Below are 17,162 nucleotides of genomic sequence, written 5' to 3'. Positions count from 1 at the left end.
ATGCCTATGACCCAGCCATCCCATCCCGGCACCCTCCCGCAGGTCGCGATTCTGGGGGTCGACACCGGCGGCACCTTTACCGATTTTGTTCTGTTGCAGGACGGAGCCCTGCGCATTCACAAGGTACTGTCCACCCCGGACTCACCGGAGCGGGCCATCCTGCAGGGGATTCAGGAACTGGGGCTGGACGAAATTGTACGCAGCGGTGCCCTCACGGTGATTCACGGCTCCACCGTGGCCACCAATGCAGCCCTGGAAGGCAAGGGCGTGAAAACCGCCCTGGTCACCAACATTGGCTTCAAGGATTTGCTCACCATCGGCCGCCAGACCCGGCGCGAACTGTATAACCTGCAACCCACGGCACAACCCATTCCGGTGCCCGCCGACCGGTGTTTCGAATTGCCCGGACGCGTGGATCGCAACGGCACCCAACTGGATGCCCCCAGCGCCGATGACCTGGCCGCCTTGCGTGAGCAGCTGCGTGTGGCCGGGGTGGAAGCCGTGGCCATCAACCTGCTGTTTTCGTTCCTCAATCCGGCACCGGAACAGGCCATCCAACAGGCCCTGGCGCCGGACTGGTTTGTCAGCGCGTCCCATCAGGTACTGGCCGAAGCCGGCGAATACGAACGCGGCATCGCCACCTGGCTGAACGCCAGCCTGGGGCCCAAAGTCAGCCATTACCTGCAGCGACTGCAGGCGGGCGTCGCCCCCTGCCCACTGTCGGTGATGCAGTCCACCGGCGGCACCATGGACGCCACCCGGGCCGGGCAGCGGGCCGTGGACATGTTGTTGTCGGGGCCGGCCGGTGGCCTGGCGGCCGCGCAGTTCATCGCCCGCCAAACCGGGCTGGGCAAACTGCTCACCTTTGACATGGGTGGCACCTCCACCGACGTGGCATTAATTGACGGCGGCATTCAGTTGACCAGTGAAGGCCGCATCGGCCCCTGGCCGGTGGCAGTACCTCAGGTGGATATGCATACCATCGGCGCCGGCGGTGGTTCCATCGCGTATGTGGATGCCGGGGGACTGCTCCAGGTGGGGCCGGAATCCGCCGGCGCCGCACCGGGGCCGGCCTGTTACGGCAAGGGCGGCAGTCAGCCTACGGTGACCGACGCCAATGCGGTGCTGGGGCGCCTGCAACCGGAATACTTTCTGGGCGGCAATATGCAACTGGACCTGAACGCCGCACAACAGGCGGTGGACACCCTGGCCCGCCCCCTGGGGCTGACCAGGGAACACACCGCCCAGGGCATCATCGACATCGCCAATGAACATATGGTGCGCGCCCTGCGGGTGATCTCCATCGAGCGGGGCCACCATCTCGACGACTTTCATCTGTGCTGTTTCGGTGGCGCCGGGGGTCTTCACGTGTGCGCCCTGGCCCAGGCACTGGAAATGAAACACGCCATTGTGCCCAATCAGGGGGGCGTCCTGTCTGCTCTGGGCATGGTGGTGGCCCCGCAATCCCGCCAGCTGTCCCACGGTGTGCAAACACCGCTGCGCGCCCTCACCCAGCACCAGCTGGACGATCATTTTAACCGCCTGCAACAACAGGGCGTGGCCGCCCTCGCAGCGGAAGGGGTTGCCGCGGAGGCACTCACGGTGGAGCGCTCCCTGGACATCCGCTATCAGGGCCAGCGCTTTTACCTGAATGTGGACTGGCAGGGGGACAGGGCAGCCTTGGAAGCCAGTTTTCACCAGCAACATGAACAGCGCTACGGGCATCGCCTGTCCATCCCGCTGGAGCTGGTGAACGTGCGCTGCCGGGTGCAGGCTGCCCCGCTGGTGCAGGCCTTACCCACTCTCACCCGGACCACTGCTGCCGCCCCCCGCAGTCGCGCCCGGCTGGCTGGCCACAGCGACCCCATCCCCGTCTATTGGCGGGAGGATCTGGCCGTGTCGCAACCACTGGCCGGTCCCGCTCTGGTGGCGGAAACCATCTCCACCACCCTGGTGCAGCGGGGCTGGCGGGCACACCTGGACCATTGGGGCAACCTGCGGCTGGAGCAGACCCTGGATTAATTAATACTGCGGCGGCGATGTTTTCAGTTTTTGCTAGAGTTAAAGAATCTACCCAAAAACGCCGAACACGGACGTCGCATCATGGAACGCCACATTCTCATCGTGGACGATGAGCCGAATATTCTGAATGCATTGGAACGCCTGCTGGAAGAGCAGGACGACATGACCGTATACCGGGCCAGCGGGGGTGAGGAAGGCCTGGCCATCATGGATGCCAACCCGGAAATCGGTGTCGTATTGTCGGACCAACGCATGCCCAACATGACGGGCACCGAATTCCTCAAACAGGTCAAACTCAAACACGAAAACGTGGTGCGTTTGATTCTGAGTGGCTATTCCGAGCTGGGCACCATTACCCAGGCGATCAACGAAGGCTCCATCTTCAAGTTCCTCACCAAGCCCTGGGAAGACGATCTGCTGCTGAAAGCCATCAGCGAAGCCTTCGACTACTACGAGCTGTCCAATCAAAACCGGCTGCTGAACGCCGAACTGCAGGCCACTAACCACAAGCTGGCGGAGCTGAACAGCAACCTGGAACAGCTGGTGGAAGAAAAGACCCGCAATCTGCAGCTCCACATTGCGTCCCTGCGGGTCTACCAGGAAGCCATGGAACATTTCCCCTACGCAGTGATCGGCCTGGACGATGCCGACACCATCGTGTTGGAAAACCAGGCCGCCCGCCGGCGTTTCGCCGACGCCAACACCAGCCTGCTGGGCCTGCCCACGACCCTGGCCTTTCGCGGTGAGTGGGAATCGCTGCCCGCGCAGCTGGCCGCCGCCGCAACCCAACACCTTCATTTTGACCTCAATGACCATCGTTTCAACGTCTTTCAACTGGGGGACAGCGTACGCCATGTGGGCACTCTGCTGATCGCTGCTCCCAGTACCGGAGCCACCCGCCATGACTGAATTCGACGCCGCCCTGCTGGAAAAAATCAACCGCATCCAACCCCTCAATCCGGTGATGATGGAGCTGTTGCAGGCCATCCAGAGTGAGAACAACCAGGCCAGCGATCTGGAATCCATCATCCTCTCCGATGCCAACACCTCTGCCACCATTCTGAAGATCGCCAACTCCCCGTTCTATGGTATGTCGGGCCGCATCAAGAGCGTGCGGGATGCCTGTGTCTTATTGGGGTTCGACCAGTTGCGCAACATCATCTACGCCACCGCCCTGGACCAGGCCAGTGGCCATGGCCCACACCCCCGCTGGAGCACCCAGCTGCGCAGCCATACCCTGGCCTCGGCGGTGATTGCCGGAACCCTGGCCAAACAGCTGAGCCCACCGGTGGAATCCGGCCAGGCCTATGCACTGGGACTGCTGCACGAACTGGGCAAACAGGTCCTGCTGTCAGAGCTGCCGGAACTGTTCGAGGAATACATGGCCACGGACTCCGCACCGGATCGTGGCCAGCTGTTGTCGATCTTCAGCGAGGCCGGCGCCATCATTGCCCGCAAGTGGCGGCTGCCTGAGGTATTTCAGCACTGCATCGCCAATGCGCTCAAGGACCGTGCCGAAGCGGATTCGTACCCGCACGAACTGAAACTGGTGCGCTGCGCCCACGGCCTGGCCCAGGCCCTGAATTACCCCTCGCCCGGTGATGACAGCCAAAATTCGTTCGAGGTTTGTCTGAGCGAGATGTATCCCGACCTGGACAGTGAAGCCCTGTTGCCACAACTGCAGGAAGCATTGTCCGGTAACGCCGATCTGGTCGCCCTGCAACAGGAGGTTGCCCCATGAGTACCAGCCACATTCTTCTGGTGGACGATGAAATCAATAACCGTAATGCCATACTGCGCCTGTTTGAAGATTACGATATTGAATTCATCGAAGCCGGCAACGGCCAGGAGGCACTGGACCAGCTGCAAAGCCACCCGGTGGATCTGATCCTGCTGGACATCAAAATGCCGATAATGGATGGCTTCGGCTTTCTGGAGCGGTTCTCGGACCTGCGCATGAAACCCAAACCGCCGGTGTGTGTAATGACTGCCTTCAACGATTCCACCACCCGTCGCAAGTCCATCTACCTGGGCGCCGACGATTTCATCAACAAGCCCATTGATCCGGTGGAACTGGAGACCCGCATCGCCTCACTGCTGCGCATCAGTCATTTTCAGCAGGATTTGAACGCGTTCAATCAGTCCCTGGAAGAGCGGGTCAATCAGCGCACCCAGCAATTGCAGCAGGCCCATGAAAAACTCAAAGCCACCGAAAAAGCCAATGCCCGGGCCTATCGGGAAATGATCGGGCGGGTGGCACGGCTCACCCAGTTCAACCAGAGCATCAACCGCATTGACCCACACCGACTGGGGCTCTGTGCCGCGGCCATCGGCTGGCTGTGCGACCTGCCGGAGGAGCAGGCGGAAAACCTGTCGTTGTCCAGCCAGCTTCATAACATCGGCATGCTGGCGCTGCCGGAAAAACTGCGGGAAGCACCGGCGGAAGGCCTGACCCGGGATCAGTTGGTGATCCTGTCCTCCCACACCAAGATGGGCAGTGATCTGTTCAAACAATCCGAGATTCCCCTGCTGAAGCAAACTCACAATATTTGCCTGTATTGCGAGGAGCATTACGACGGCAGCGGACTGCCCAACAAAGTCAAGGGTGACAGCATTCCCATCGAGGCCCGCATTTTCACGGCCGCCAGGCTGATTATGGAAACGCTGGCCCAATACCCGGAAGACCGCGTGTCTCGCGTGCGCAGTGCGCTGCAGGACCACAGCCATCACCTGGTGGACCCCGACATCGTGGACCTGCTCACCCGGGACCCGGAGACCCTGGACAACCTGATTCGCGAACTGGAGTAGCCCATGGAACGGCACGCCACCGACCAAATGATTCTGATGGCCCAGATGATGGCGGACACCAACGACCCCACCCTGGGCAAACGGCTGGACAGCTACACACCGCTGCTGTTCATCGTGTTCGCCGGTATTGTCATGACCGGCCTTGCCCTCTATGCCGCCAAGCAATGGGAACAGCATGTGGAATCCAGCATCATCGAAACCCACGAACGCGCCTTTCACAATGAGGTGGCCAGCAACCTGGCGGCGCAGGCCCAGAACACCAACGCCATTCAGGGATTTATAGAAGCCTCCACCCATGTCAGCGCGGAGGAGTTTGAAAGTTTCGCCGCACGACTGCTGCAAACCCATTCACGCACTGCGTTTCTTGCCGTACTCGACTACAAACAAACCCACTACATCAAGAGCGGTCTGGACGATTCAGAACAACTGCTGGCAGCATTGCGCGAGGCCAGCAGCCGGGCGGCGTTTTCCCCCGTCCCATCCGGTTATGTCAACTGGACCCGACCCGACAGTGACCAGCACTTTGTTGTGCACGAGCAGCATTTCAGCCTCGACCCCACTGCCCCACCCATTACCGTTATGTCCGGCATTCTGCTATCCCAGGTCATCGCCACGCCGGAACTGGATCAACACGCCCATGTGGAAATCATTGATCAACTGGGCCAGCAGGCAGAGCATGAATACAACACCCACCAACAGGACCTGACCCTACACACCAGCGCATCCCAGCTGGGCAAAACCCACATCAAAGTGGGTATCCAGAGCACCCTGGACGCACTGCAAAGCGCCAGCATCCTGAAATGGATTCTGATCTCTTTCAGCGTGGTGTTCACCCTGTCATTCTGTGTGCAGTTTGTTTTGGCCCGACGTTCAATTCGCAAGCTGGCCACCCTCGCGGTGGAACGGGCCAACGAGTTAACCGCCATCAACAGCGACCTGACTGAGGAAATCATGGGACGGATCGAGTTTCAGGCCCAATTACTCAGCAAGAACCAGGAAATCCAGGAAATGAACGAACAGCTGGAAGAAGCACAAAACCAGCTGATCCAGCAGGAGAAACTGGCCTCCCTCGGGCAGCTGGCAGCCGGCGTTGCCCACGAGATCAATAACCCGGTGGGCTTCATCAATTCCAACCTCACCATGTTGAAGAAATACGCAGAGCGCGCCATGACCCTGATCGCCACGCTGGATGAAATCATTACCGAACATTCCGATACCGAGGCCCAAACCCGTTTGCAACAGGAGAAAAAAGCCCAGAAATACGATTCACTGAAACGCAATATGGCAGCAGTGATCGATGAATCCATGGAGGGCGTGGTGCGGGTCAAACAGATCGTTCAGGACCTGAAGGATTTCTCTCGCATTGATGAAGCCGAGTGGCAGTGGGCCGACCTGCACGCCGGTATCGACAGCACGCTCAACATCGTCTGGAACGAAATCAAATACAAGGCAGAGGTACACAAGGAATACGGTGAACTGCCCAATGTGGAGTGCGTGCCATCGCAGATCAACCAGGTGATCATGAACCTGCTGGTGAACGCCGCCCACGCCATGGAACAGAACGGCAACATCATCATCCGGACCGCGGTCAAAAACAACAAAGTGATGATTGAAGTACAGGACGATGGCTGCGGCATTCCCGATGAGGTCATCGGCAAAATATTCGACCCGTTCTTCACCACCAAAGAGGTTGGCAAAGGCACCGGGCTGGGGCTCTCACTCTCTTACGGCATCATCAAGAAGCACCATGGCGACCTGACGGTGGATTCCACCCCCGGTGTTGGCACCACCTTCACGATCATACTGCCCATTTCCCGCAATTCCAACAAAGAGCAGGCCGCTTAATATGACCACCGAAGACGCCGTAACGCCCGCCTCCGGCCGAATCCTGATTGTGGACGACGAACCTCATATTCTGTCGAGCCTGGAGCGCCTGTTTGAAGAAGAGGACTTCGACGTATCCACTGCCGCCAATGCCGACGCTGCGCTGGTGATTCTGGAAGAAGCCGCCATGGACGTCATCGTATCCGACATGCGCATGCCGGGCATGGACGGTGCCGCCCTGCTGGCCTGCTGCGCAGATCGCTGGCCCGACATGGCTCGCATCCTGTTGACCGGCTACGCCGACATCGAGTCCACCATCCGCGCCATCAACGATGGCCGCATTTCCCACTACGCATCCAAACCCTGGGATGATGAGCAGCTGGTGTCCAAGGTGCGCGAAGCATTGGAAGTCAAACGCCTGCGGGAACACAACCGCCAACTGGTGGAGATCAAGGAACAACAGCGGGCTGAACTGCAGCGCCTGACCGAAAACCAGGAGAGCATTATCCAGAATCGCACCGCTGAACTGGAGCAAACCGCTCAGCAGTTGGATATGGCGTATCAAGAGTTGCAGGAAAGCTACTACCAATCGGTACCCTTGTTGAGCCACCTGATCGAAATGAACGAGCGCCACAAAAAAAATCATTCCACTCGTGTGGCCAACATCGCCAAACTGATCGGTGAAACCATGGGCTTGCCAGACCGGGACTTGCGCCAGATATTCGTGGGCGCCCTGCTGCACGACATCGGCAAACTGGGCCTGGAGCAGTCCATCCGCGCCAAAGCACCGGACAGTTTCACACAGCTTGAGATCAAGCGTTACCGACAGCACAGCATCCTGGGGGAAAGCGCATTGCTCTCCTTTGACCCGATGCGGGAAGCCGCCGCCATCGTCCGCCATCATCACGAACGCTTTGACGGTAAGGGTTTCCCCGACCACCTTTCCGGTAGCGATATCCCCTTGGGGGCACGCATTGTGGCGGTGGCCAACGACTACGACAATCTGCTGCTGCCCACCAATTTTCTGGGCAAGGCACTGGCGGACGCGCAAGCCCATGAGTTCATCAAACAGGAAGCCGGAAAACGCTACGACCCGGAAGTGGTGACCGCCTTCGATCACACCATTGATGCGGTGCGCCAACTGCTGGCCAATGATAAAGAAGTGGTATTGACGCTGGACAAACTGGAACCCGGCATGGTGCTGAGCCAGGACCTGATCAACCAACATGGCATGGTGATGCTGGTGGCCGGCCGTACTTTGTCGGAAGCGCACATCAGCAAGCTGAAACAATTCGAAACCAGTTTCAACACCAAGCTGAACGTGTCCATCAAACAAAATGTGACCTAATCCCTTGAAAAACAAAGTTTGTTAAGTGCTAAAAACGCTGTGGGGAAGCGCAGGAATGCACTAATGAATATTGGCAAAATGCTGGTTTACTGACCAAACACAATTAAGATCACAAAACCCGGTGTGAAGCGGTCACAACCCGCATGGCGGCGCTTCACAAACTGGAGAATCCACCTTTTTTTACCCTATCAACACCCTGTCACCCTACCTACACTTGCCCCTGTACTCTTTACCAGCAGTTTTTCAGGTAGATTTTATAATGAATTTTCGCAGTGCAATTTTTGTGGGATGTATCCTGTCCTTATCCGCCCCGAGCCTGGCCCTGGCAGCCAGAAATCCCTGTACCGCTGACGGCCAGCTGAAACGCTGGGCGCAGAACACCTATGACGCCAACTACTGTTCCAATACCGATGCTAATACCGTGACTAATACCGCGGCCAATACCGAGACCAACACCGCGCCGGTGCTGGCAGTCCTGTCGCCGGCAACCGGCAGCACAATTACCGCCGGCACCACACTGAATTTGCGTGCCAGCGCCATGGATAAAGAAGATGGCGACCTCAGCAGCAAGGTGTTCTGGTACAGCTCCCGCGACGGCAAAATCACCTCAACACCGGTTCTGTCAATCGGTGAACACACGTTGCACGCCGCTGTGTACGACAGCGACGGCGAAGTGGCAAAAACCTCCATCAAACTGTCCGTGATCGAAAAGCCCAACACGGCGCCCAACCTTGCCATTACGTCCCCGGCCCATCAAAGCGCCTTCACCACCGAGCAGGTGTTGAGTTTGCAAGCCACGGCCAGTGATGCGGAAGATGGTGATCTGGGCGCCACAGTGGTATGGACCTCATCCCTCGATGGCCGCATCCAGGCCAACACCAGCCTGACTGCAGGCACCCACATCATCACTGCGTCGGTTTCTGATTCCGGAGCCCTGACCACCCGGGACACCATCACTGTGAATGTGACCGAACCAGTGCAGAACACAGCGCCTTCCCTCAGCATTGTTGCGCCGACCAATGGCAGCACCATTGAAGCAGGGGGCCCCGTATCCCTGCAGGCAAACGCCATGGATAAGGAAGACGGCGACATCAGCAACAATGTGTTCTGGTACAGCTCCCGCGACGGCAAAATCACCTCAACACCGGTTCTGTCTATCGGCGAACACACGTTGTACGCGGCCGTGTACGACCGTGATGGGGAAGTGACGAAAACCTCCATCAAATTGTCCGTGGTGGAGAAAGCCAACACGCCTCCCAGCCTCGCCATTACTTCCCCGGCCAATCAAAGCACCTTCACCACCGAGCAGGTGTTGAGTTTAAAAGCCACGGCCAGCGATGCTGAGGATGGCGATCTGGGTGCCACAGTGGTATGGACCTCATCCCTCGATGGCCGCATCCAGTCCAACACCAGCCTGAGCGCGGGCACTCACATCATCACTGCATTGGTTTCTGATTCCGGAGCCCTCACCGCGCAAGACACCATTACGGTCAGCATCAGTGAAATCCTGGAAAACTCCGCGCCGAGCCTGAGCATCGTATTCCCCACCCATGGCAGTTCGGTAACGGCTGGCAGCCCATTGACCCTGAAAGCAACGGCTATCGATAACGAAGACGGCGACATCAGCAACAAGGTGTTCTGGTACAGTTCTGTGGATGGTCAAATCGATGCCACTACCGCCCTGTCCGCCGGCGAACACACCCTCTATGCCGCCGTCTATGACAGTGACGGTGAGGTGACGAAAACCTCCATCAAACTGTCTGCTGTGGAAGAAGCCAGCAACAACAACGCGCCCACCGTCACCATCCAGTCTCCTGCCTCAGGACACGTGGTAGAGGAAGGCACCGCTCTGCTGTTGAAAGCCAATGCGTTTGATGTGGAAGACGGCGATCTCAGTGGACAGGTCAGCTGGTACAGTTCTCTGGACGGCACTGTGGGCAATCTCACCACGTTGTCCATCGGTGAACACACCCTGACAGCACGGGTGCAGGACGCGAATGGCCTGACCGCTGAAGACCAGATCACCCTGAGCGTTGTGGCGCAAACGGTAGTGCCGGATTCACACTCCATTACGGTCAGCTGGGTCGCTCCCACATCCCGTGCGGATGGCTCTCAACTGCGCGCCAGCGAACTGGCCGGGTATCGCATCCTCTGGACCAACGCCACCACCGGCAGCTCTGGCACGGTTGACGTGGACGGCGGTGCCACCACGTTCCACGAAATCGACGATCTGGAAACCGGTCGCTATCGCATTACGCTGAACAGTGTCGACAACAACGGACTGGTGAGCCTGGCCAGCGAAGAAATCACCATCGACCTTCGCTAGACGCTACCCACGCTCGGGGTCATCAGGCCCCGAGCATACTGTTGCGGGCCACCTCAGCCCATTGCAACGCTTCCAGATAAAATCCGCCCAATTCCCCCACATCCATATCCATGTCCTGCAACGGATCAAGCCGCGCCTCTTCATAGGCATTCACACTGGACAGCACCTGGCCGATATCCCCACTGCCGGTCAGCAGGGCCATTTCCAGTTCCGCCGACAACGGCATCTGGCGCAGAATATCCTCCAGGGAGCGATCCAGCAGCGCATCCAGCAGCGACAGCAAACCGGCGGTAAAATAGCTGCCGGGCTGGGGTCGCTTCAGACGCTGGGCCAGCAGTTCACACATCTTGGCCCGCAGTATCGCGGTCACCAGCAGCTCATTGGGTTTGGAGTCCACCACCGAAAACGCCAGCATGCCCGCCCAGCGCTTCAGCTCATAGGCGCCCAACAGGACAATGGTGTCCTCGATGGATTTCACCGTGCGGGAAAGCCCGAATGAGGCAGAGTTCACCACCCGCATCAACTTGTAGGAAAGACGGGGGTCCTGAGCGATGATGCCGGCCACCTTATCCACGTCATAATCGTCCTTGCTCACTTCCACCAGCAGCGACTGCAGCACATGATGGGAAGCCGGCACCGACTGTCCTGACATCACGTGGGGTTTGCTGATGAAGTAACCCTGGAAGTAATCAAACCCCAAGGCGCGGTACAACTCATATTCTTCGTGGGTCTCCACCTTCTCTGCCAGCAGCTTGCCCTTGACGTTGCCGCAGGCACGCAGTCGGGCCAGCTGCTCCTTGACCCCGTTCACCCCCAGGGCCATCACATCCAGCTTGATGTAATGGGCCAGGCCGATCAGGGGGCGCCAGGCATCGGAATACACGAAATCATCCAGGGCCACCTTGTAACCCAGGTCCACCAGATTCTTGACCTCCTGGATAACGTTGCCGTCCACCACCACATCTTCCAGCACTTCCGGAATCAACAGTGATTGCAGGCCCTTGGGCAGATCCCCGCGCACCAGAATGTCATGGGTGATGTTCACCAGGGCGGGCTTGCCACAGGTGATCTGTTCCAGGCCGATTTCCGAGAATGCATTCACCATGACCTGCATGGTGGCGGTGGTGGGGTCATCAATGACTGCAGCCCCCACATTGCCGTTGCGAAACAGCAATTCGTAGGCCACGGCATTAAGGTTGCGATCGAACACTGGCTGGCGGGCCAGGTATATTTTCATGCAGGCTCTTCCTGTAACCGGTCAAATTTCATCCACTTTAAGTGTGGCAGAAAGCCGCCAAAGGTAAACTCGAAAGAACCCGCCGGTCACCTAATCTGCGAAGGGAAACCATTGGGCACAAAAAAGCCGGGCTACTATCCACAGCCCGGCTTTTTTCAAATCCGCTTAAAAATCAATTACTTGATTTTAGCTTCCTTGAACATCACATGCTTGCGAACAACGGGATCAAACTTTTTGATCTCCATTTTTTCAGGCATGGTGCGCTTGTTTTTGGTGGTGGTGTAGAAGTAACCGGTACCGGCACTGGAAACCAATCGAATTTTGTCACGCATGATCCTGACTCCTTACACTTTCTCGCCGCGGGCACGCAGTTCGGTCAGAACCGTTTCGATACCCTTTTTGTCGATGATACGCATACCTTTGGAAGATACGCGCAGTCTCACGAAGCGCTTCTCGCTCTCAACCCAAAAGCGATGGTGGTGCAGGTTGGGTTCAAAACGGCGCTTGGTTTTGTTGTTTGCGTGTGAAACGTTATTCCCAGTGATCGGACGCTTACCGGTCACCTGACAAACCTTAGCCATTACTCGTCTCCAAATCGGCTATATCGGCGTCCGACACAACCTATCTAATTCAAAACTGTTACCCTGATTCGGGGGGCTGCTTTATACCAAACCCCCTGGTCAAAAGCAACAAATCCTTTCAAATCGGCCAGATTGGCACACTTAACCCCGTTTTGTTCAGGGTGATTGTCAGATACGGCCAGTGCCCGGCTCCGGAGTTTCGTTCTACACTTTGAATCACAGAGATTGAAGCACAGAGAGAAACGATCCCGAGCAATAATAAGGAGAAGGGACAATGAGCGACTGGTTCGACTATCTGGTGGTGGGCGGCGGCTCATCGGGCTGTGTCATGGCAGGCAGGCTGACCGAGGACCCCAACATCAGCCTGTGTCTGCTGGAGGCGGGTGGTGACGGCACCAGCCCCCTGATCAACATCCCGGCAGGCCTGGTGATGATGGGCCCCACCAGCATCAACAACTGGGCCTTCGACACTGTCCCCCAACCGGGCATGAACGGTCGCCTGGGTTATCAGCCCCGGGGCAAGACCCTGGGCGGCTCCTCGGCCATCAACGCCATGGTCTATATCCGCGGGCATCGCCGGGATTACGACGAATGGGCCAGCCTGGGCAATACCGGCTGGTCCTATGATGAAGTACTGCCCTACTTCCGCCTCAGCGAACACAATGAGCGCATCGACGACGAGTACCACGGCCGTAACGGGCCGCTCTGGGTCAGCGACCTGCGTACCGGCAGCCCCTTCCACGACTATTTCAAGCAAGCCGCCGTGGAATGCGACTTCCCCATCACCGACGACTTCAACGGCGCCGAGCAGGAAGGGGTCGGGGTCTATCAGGTGACCCAGAAGCACGGCGAGCGCTGGAGCAGTGCCCGGGCCTTCCTGCTGCCCCACCTGGAGCGTCCCAACCTGACGGTGGAAACCCATACCCAGGTGCTGCGTATCCTGTTCGAGGGCAAGCGGGCCAAGGGCCTGGAGATCAAGCAGCGGGGCAAGGTCCGCACCCTGTATGCACGCAAAGAGGTGATCCTGAGTGCCGGCGCCTTCCAGTCCCCCCAGCTGCTGCTGTTGTCCGGGGTGGGTGACCAGGGGGAGCTGTCCCGCCACGACATTCCCCTGGTGCATCATCTGCCCGGTGTGGGCAAGAACCTGCAGGATCATCCGGATTTCATCTTTGGCTATCACACCAACAGCATGGACACCTTCGGCTTCACCTTTGGCGGGGTCGTACGGCTGCTGCAAGCAATCAAGCACTATCGCAAGGAACGCCGCGGCCTGTGGACTTCCAACTTCGCTGAAGCCGGCGCCTTCCTCAAAACCGACAAGAAGCTGGATGCGCCGGACATTCAACTGCACCTGGTGACCGGCCTGGTGGACGACCACGGCCGCAAACGCCACTACGTGCAGGGCTTCTCCTGCCATGTGTGCCTGTTGCGCCCCCGCAGCAAGGGCAGCGTGGGCCTGCTCAGCAAAGATCCCGAACAGCCGCCCATGATCGACCCGGCCTTCCTGGCCGATCCCCAGGACCTGGAGGACATGGTGGAAGCGTACAAGATGACCCGCCGGCTGATGAACGCACCCGCCATCAGCCGCTGGATCAGCGAAGACCCCTTCACCGCCGACGTCCACAGCGACGACGACATCCGCGCCATCCTGCGGCAGCGGGTGGACACCGTGTACCACCCGGCGGGCTCCTGCAAGATGGGAGTGGACGATATGGCGGTGGTGGACCCGGAATTGAAAGTACGGGGCATCGAAGGCTTGCGGGTGGTGGACGCCTCCATCATGCCCACCCTGATCGGGGGCAACACCAATGCCCCGGCCATCATGATCGCCGAAAAGGCGGTGGACCTGATCCGCGGCACCAGCCGGGTGGCCGCCATGGCGGAGGGGGCCGCTCCGGATCAGGAGGTGGCCCATGCCTGACACTCAGCCGACCGACAGGGACCAGCACGACGTCATCATCATCGGCACCGGATTTGCCGGCATTGGCATGGCGATCCGGTTACAGCAGGCCGGTTTTCGCCATATCACGCTGCTGGAAAAGGCCACGGAGCTGGGGGGCACCTGGCGGGACAACCGCTACCCCGGCGCCGCCTGCGATGTCCCCTCCCACCTGTATTCCTTTTCCTTCGAGCCCAATCCCCGCTGGAGCCACGTCTTCGCGCCCCAGCCGGAGATCCTGGACTACCTGAACCATTGTGCCGACAAATACGATGTGCGGCGCCTGATCCGCTTTGGCAGCGAAGTGGAGCAGGCGCGCTACGATGAAACCCGGAACCGCTGGCAGGTGCAATTGAAAGGCGGGACCACCCTCAGCTGCCGCTATCTGATCACCGCCACCGGCCAGTTGAGCCGTCCGGCCCTGCCCGATATTCCGGGTATCGATCTGTTTCAGGGCAAACGCTTTCACTCCGCCCAATGGGACCCGGAATTGGACCTGACAGGAAAAACCGTGGCGGTGGTGGGCACCGGCGCCTCGGCGGTACAGTTTGTTCCCGAAGTGGCGCAACAGGCGCAGCAGGTGGCGGTATTCCAGCGCAGCCCCAATTACATCATGGAACGCAAGGACCGCCCCTACTCCCCATTGGAACTGCGCATGATGGCGCGCTTCCCCTGGCTCACCAAGCTCTATCGTCTGCAGATTTACCTGAACTTCGAATCCCGCAGCCTGGCCTTCAGTCGGTTTGGCTGGCTGATGACCCCCATGGTGAAATGGCCGTTTCTGCGGCTGCTGAAAAAACAGGTGAAAAACCCGACCCTGCGGGAGCAGCTGGTGCCGGATTATCCGGTGGGCTGCAAGCGCATCCTGCTTACCAACAACTACCTGGAAGCCCTGCAACGGGACAATGTGGAACTGATCACCACCCCCATCTCCCGCATCACCACCACGGGAGTGGAAACCGCCGATGGCCGTACCCAGGAAGCGGACGTGATGATCTACGGCACCGGCTTTGCCGCCACCGAATTCCTCACCCCCATGCAGATCACCGGCCGGCAGGGTGTGAACCTGAACGACGCCTGGCAACGGGGGGCCGAGGCCTATCTGGGCATCACCTTGCCGGGATTTCCCAATTTCTTCATGCTCTATGGTCCCAACACCAACCTGGGCCACAATTCCATTATCTACATGCTGGAAAGCCAGATCGCCCATGTCATGCGCTGCCTAACCTTTATGCGCGATCATCAGGTGGCCCACATGGAGGTGGACACCACCCAGTTCCGCCGCTTCAACCAGCGGATTCAGCAACTGTTGCGGCTCACCGTCTGGAACGGGTGCAAAAGCTGGTATGTGGACGCCAACGGCCACAACAGTGTGAATTGGCCCGGCAGCACCCTGCGCTATCGCTACTTCACCGCGCATCGTGCCCTGGAAGGTTATCGCTTTGAGCGACCGGCAGCAGACCACCCAGCTCCGCTGCTGCTGGAGCCGGGCCGGATGGAAGCCGTCAGGGCCAGCCTGCTGCGCGGGTTTTTACGGCTCGGGTTCAAATCCTTCATGCGGCCCCGGTTCAGCGTGGCATTCCAGCGCCGTTGGAGCAACCTGCTGGCTGCGGCCGTCCCCGGCAGCCGCAAGGCACTCTGCTATGCGTTCCAGGAGAACGGCCTGCAGGGGGAGATCCTCGCCCCCAAAGCCAACGGGGCCCAGGGTGTGATCCTGTTCCTGCACGGCGGCGCCTACTGCGTGGGCAGTCCCGCCACCTGCCGCAGCCTCACCAGCCATCTGGCTGCCGCCGCCGGCATGGACGTGTGGGTGCCGGACTATCGGCTCGCCCCGGAGCACCCCTACCCGGCCGCCCTGGACGATGCCCGGGCCGCCTATCAACTGCTGCAGCGAAAGGGGTATCGCCCCGCCGACATCGTGTTAGCGGGTGATTCCGCCGGTGCCGGCCTGGCCCTGGCTTTGGCATTGCAGTTGAAGCAGGAAGGCCAGCCACCGCCGGCGGGCTTGCTGCTGGTGTCCCCTTTTGTGGACAACAGCCTGAGGGGCGCCACCCACTACAGCAAAGCCCTCGATGAGCCCATGCTACGGGAGGAGTGGCTGCGCACCAGCGTTCAACACTATGAGGGCCGGTTCCCAGGACGTTCCCTTTTGGATGAGGATCTGGGCAGCTTGCCACCGATGATGGTGCAGGTGGGGGAAGATGAAATTCTGTTGGCAGACGCCACCCGCCTGACGGACAAGGTCAGGGCCGACGGCGGCGCCGCTACCCTGGAGATCTATCACCGGCGCTGGCATGACTTCCAACTGGCTGCGAGCCGGTTGCGCTCGGCCCGCAAGGCGATCCAGGTACTGGCCCGGTTCGCCCGCCAGCGCGTGGACGCCTCACAGCAGACCCCGCTCCGCCATGGAGACCACTTCACCGTCCCCGACGATGAAGTGATCCAGCACCCGCACGTCCACCAGGTCCAGGGCTGATTGCAGTCGCAGGGTGATACTGCGATCAGCCGGGCTGGGCTCCGCCACACCACTGGGATGATTGTGGGCAAAGATCACCGCCGCCGCATTCAGCGCCAGCACCCGTTTCACCACCTCCCGCGGATAGACGGAGGCCCCGTCGATGGTGCCGCTGAACAACTCCTCAAACCGGATCAGGCGGTTCTGGTTGTCCAGGAACAGGCAGGCGAACACTTCGTGGTGATAGGCCCGCAGCCGAGCCTGTAAAAAACGTCGGGTCAGGGCCGGACTGGTGAAGGCCTCGCCCCGGTCCAGGGTCGCCTCCAGATAGCGCCGCCCCAACTCCAGGCAGGCCTGCAACTGCGCCCACTTGGCGGTGCCCATGCCGTGGATCTCACTGAATTGCTCTGGTGTGGCCTCCATGGCCTGGCGCAGTCCGCCAAAATGCCCAAGGATGTCCCGCGCCAGTTCCACCGCACTTTTGCCCTGCACCCCGGTGCGCAGAAAGATCGCCAGCAACTCGCTGTCGGTGAGGGCATCCCCACCCCGTGCCAGCATCTTCTCCCGCGGGCGCTCCTCCACAGGCCAATCGGTTATTGCCATGGTGCTGTTTCCTGTCCAG

General features: G+C 59.5%; 13 protein-coding genes. 9 read left to right on the top strand and 4 right to left on the bottom strand.

What is annotated here, in order from left to right:
• Positions 1 to 6 precede the first annotated feature (6 nt).
• The 7 genes from D9N14_RS13020 (at position 7) to D9N14_RS12990 (ending at position 10,328) form a co-directional block, all read left to right on the top strand.
• Positions 7 to 2,022 (top strand): hydantoinase/oxoprolinase family protein, encoded by a 2,016-nt coding sequence (locus D9N14_RS13020; RefSeq protein ID WP_290580327.1) that lies wholly within the window; start codon positions 7 to 9, stop codon positions 2,020 to 2,022.
• 81 nt (positions 2,023 to 2,103) lie between these two features.
• On the top strand, positions 2,104 to 2,931 hold the full coding sequence (locus tag D9N14_RS13015) for a response regulator (protein WP_290580325.1): 828 nt from the start codon (positions 2,104 to 2,106) through the stop codon (positions 2,929 to 2,931).
• Positions 2,924 to 3,763, top strand: a complete 840-nt coding sequence (locus D9N14_RS13010) for an HDOD domain-containing protein (RefSeq protein ID WP_290580323.1) — start codon at positions 2,924 to 2,926, stop codon at positions 3,761 to 3,763. The genes D9N14_RS13015 and D9N14_RS13010 overlap by 8 nt, the downstream gene beginning before the upstream one ends.
• The gene (locus D9N14_RS13005; RefSeq protein ID WP_290580321.1) at positions 3,760 to 4,830 is read left to right on the top strand and encodes a response regulator; all 1,071 of its coding nucleotides are present in this window, start codon (positions 3,760 to 3,762) and stop codon (positions 4,828 to 4,830) included. The genes D9N14_RS13010 and D9N14_RS13005 overlap by 4 nt, the downstream gene beginning before the upstream one ends.
• A gap of 3 nt (positions 4,831 to 4,833) precedes the next feature.
• Positions 4,834 to 6,675: an ATP-binding protein gene (locus D9N14_RS13000; protein WP_290580319.1), complete on the top strand. Its 1,842-nt coding sequence runs from the start codon at positions 4,834 to 4,836 to the stop codon at positions 6,673 to 6,675.
• Between the two features lies 1 nt (position 6,676).
• The gene (locus D9N14_RS12995; protein ID WP_290580317.1) at positions 6,677 to 8,002 is read left to right on the top strand and encodes an HD domain-containing phosphohydrolase; all 1,326 of its coding nucleotides are present in this window, start codon (positions 6,677 to 6,679) and stop codon (positions 8,000 to 8,002) included.
• Positions 8,003 to 8,261: 259 nt separating this feature from the next.
• The gene (locus D9N14_RS12990; RefSeq protein WP_290580315.1) at positions 8,262 to 10,328 is read left to right on the top strand and encodes a fibronectin type III domain-containing protein; all 2,067 of its coding nucleotides are present in this window, start codon (positions 8,262 to 8,264) and stop codon (positions 10,326 to 10,328) included.
• 22 nt (positions 10,329 to 10,350) lie between these two features.
• Here the strand turns inward: D9N14_RS12990 and D9N14_RS12985 are convergent, their stop codons facing one another.
• The 3 genes from D9N14_RS12985 to rpmB all read right to left on the bottom strand — a co-directional run bounded on the left by D9N14_RS12985 (position 10,351) and on the right by rpmB (position 12,146).
• Positions 10,351 to 11,565 carry an EAL and HDOD domain-containing protein gene (locus D9N14_RS12985; RefSeq protein WP_290580313.1) on the bottom strand — a complete coding sequence of 405 codons (1,215 nt, stop codon included), beginning with the start codon at positions 11,563 to 11,565 and terminating at the stop codon, positions 10,351 to 10,353.
• 176 nt (positions 11,566 to 11,741) lie between these two features.
• Complete coding sequence (gene rpmG / locus D9N14_RS12980) at positions 11,742 to 11,897, bottom strand: 50S ribosomal protein L33 (RefSeq protein WP_156870890.1); 156 nt, start codon at positions 11,895 to 11,897, stop codon at positions 11,742 to 11,744.
• Positions 11,898 to 11,909: 12 nt separating this feature from the next.
• On the bottom strand, positions 11,910 to 12,146 hold the full coding sequence (gene rpmB / locus D9N14_RS12975; protein WP_290580308.1) for a 50S ribosomal protein L28: 237 nt from the start codon (positions 12,144 to 12,146) through the stop codon (positions 11,910 to 11,912).
• Between the two features lie 274 nt (positions 12,147 to 12,420).
• Between rpmB and D9N14_RS12970 the strand changes: the two genes are divergently transcribed.
• Complete coding sequence (locus D9N14_RS12970) at positions 12,421 to 14,067, top strand: GMC family oxidoreductase (protein WP_290580306.1); 1,647 nt, start codon at positions 12,421 to 12,423, stop codon at positions 14,065 to 14,067.
• On the top strand, positions 14,060 to 16,561 hold the full coding sequence (locus D9N14_RS22680; RefSeq protein ID WP_317622619.1) for a flavin-containing monooxygenase: 2,502 nt from the start codon (positions 14,060 to 14,062) through the stop codon (positions 16,559 to 16,561). The genes D9N14_RS12970 and D9N14_RS22680 overlap by 8 nt, the downstream gene beginning before the upstream one ends.
• On the opposite strand, the gene radC is transcribed toward D9N14_RS22680, so the two are convergent.
• Positions 16,469 to 17,143, bottom strand: a complete 675-nt coding sequence (gene radC / locus D9N14_RS12955; RefSeq protein WP_290580304.1) for a RadC family protein — start codon at positions 17,141 to 17,143, stop codon at positions 16,469 to 16,471. The genes D9N14_RS22680 and radC overlap by 93 nt on opposite strands.
• Between the last annotated feature and the right edge of the window lie 19 nt (positions 17,144 to 17,162).

The organism is Ketobacter sp., from assembly GCF_003671495.1.
Taxonomy (GTDB): domain Bacteria; phylum Pseudomonadota; class Gammaproteobacteria; order Pseudomonadales; family Ketobacteraceae; genus Ketobacter.
This window is presented reverse-complemented; position numbering and strand designations above follow the sequence as displayed.

Coding starts and splice junctions, on each gene's coding strand:
- D9N14_RS13020 (WP_290580327.1), top strand. CDS start 7: ATGACCCAGCCATCCCATCCCGGCACCCTCCCGCAGGTCGCGATTCTG.
- D9N14_RS13015 (WP_290580325.1), top strand. CDS start 2,104: ATGGAACGCCACATTCTCATCGTGGACGATGAGCCGAATATTCTGAAT.
- D9N14_RS13010 (WP_290580323.1), top strand. CDS start 2,924: ATGACTGAATTCGACGCCGCCCTGCTGGAAAAAATCAACCGCATCCAA.
- D9N14_RS13005 (WP_290580321.1), top strand. CDS start 3,760: ATGAGTACCAGCCACATTCTTCTGGTGGACGATGAAATCAATAACCGT.
- D9N14_RS13000 (WP_290580319.1), top strand. CDS start 4,834: ATGGAACGGCACGCCACCGACCAAATGATTCTGATGGCCCAGATGATG.
- D9N14_RS12995 (WP_290580317.1), top strand. CDS start 6,677: ATGACCACCGAAGACGCCGTAACGCCCGCCTCCGGCCGAATCCTGATT.
- D9N14_RS12990 (WP_290580315.1), top strand. CDS start 8,262: ATGAATTTTCGCAGTGCAATTTTTGTGGGATGTATCCTGTCCTTATCC.
- D9N14_RS12985 (WP_290580313.1), bottom strand. CDS start 11,565: ATGAAAATATACCTGGCCCGCCAGCCAGTGTTCGATCGCAACCTTAAT.
- rpmG (WP_156870890.1), bottom strand. CDS start 11,897: ATGCGTGACAAAATTCGATTGGTTTCCAGTGCCGGTACCGGTTACTTC.
- rpmB (WP_290580308.1), bottom strand. CDS start 12,146: ATGGCTAAGGTTTGTCAGGTGACCGGTAAGCGTCCGATCACTGGGAAT.
- D9N14_RS12970 (WP_290580306.1), top strand. CDS start 12,421: ATGAGCGACTGGTTCGACTATCTGGTGGTGGGCGGCGGCTCATCGGGC.
- D9N14_RS22680 (WP_317622619.1), top strand. CDS start 14,060: ATGCCTGACACTCAGCCGACCGACAGGGACCAGCACGACGTCATCATC.
- radC (WP_290580304.1), bottom strand. CDS start 17,143: ATGGCAATAACCGATTGGCCTGTGGAGGAGCGCCCGCGGGAGAAGATG.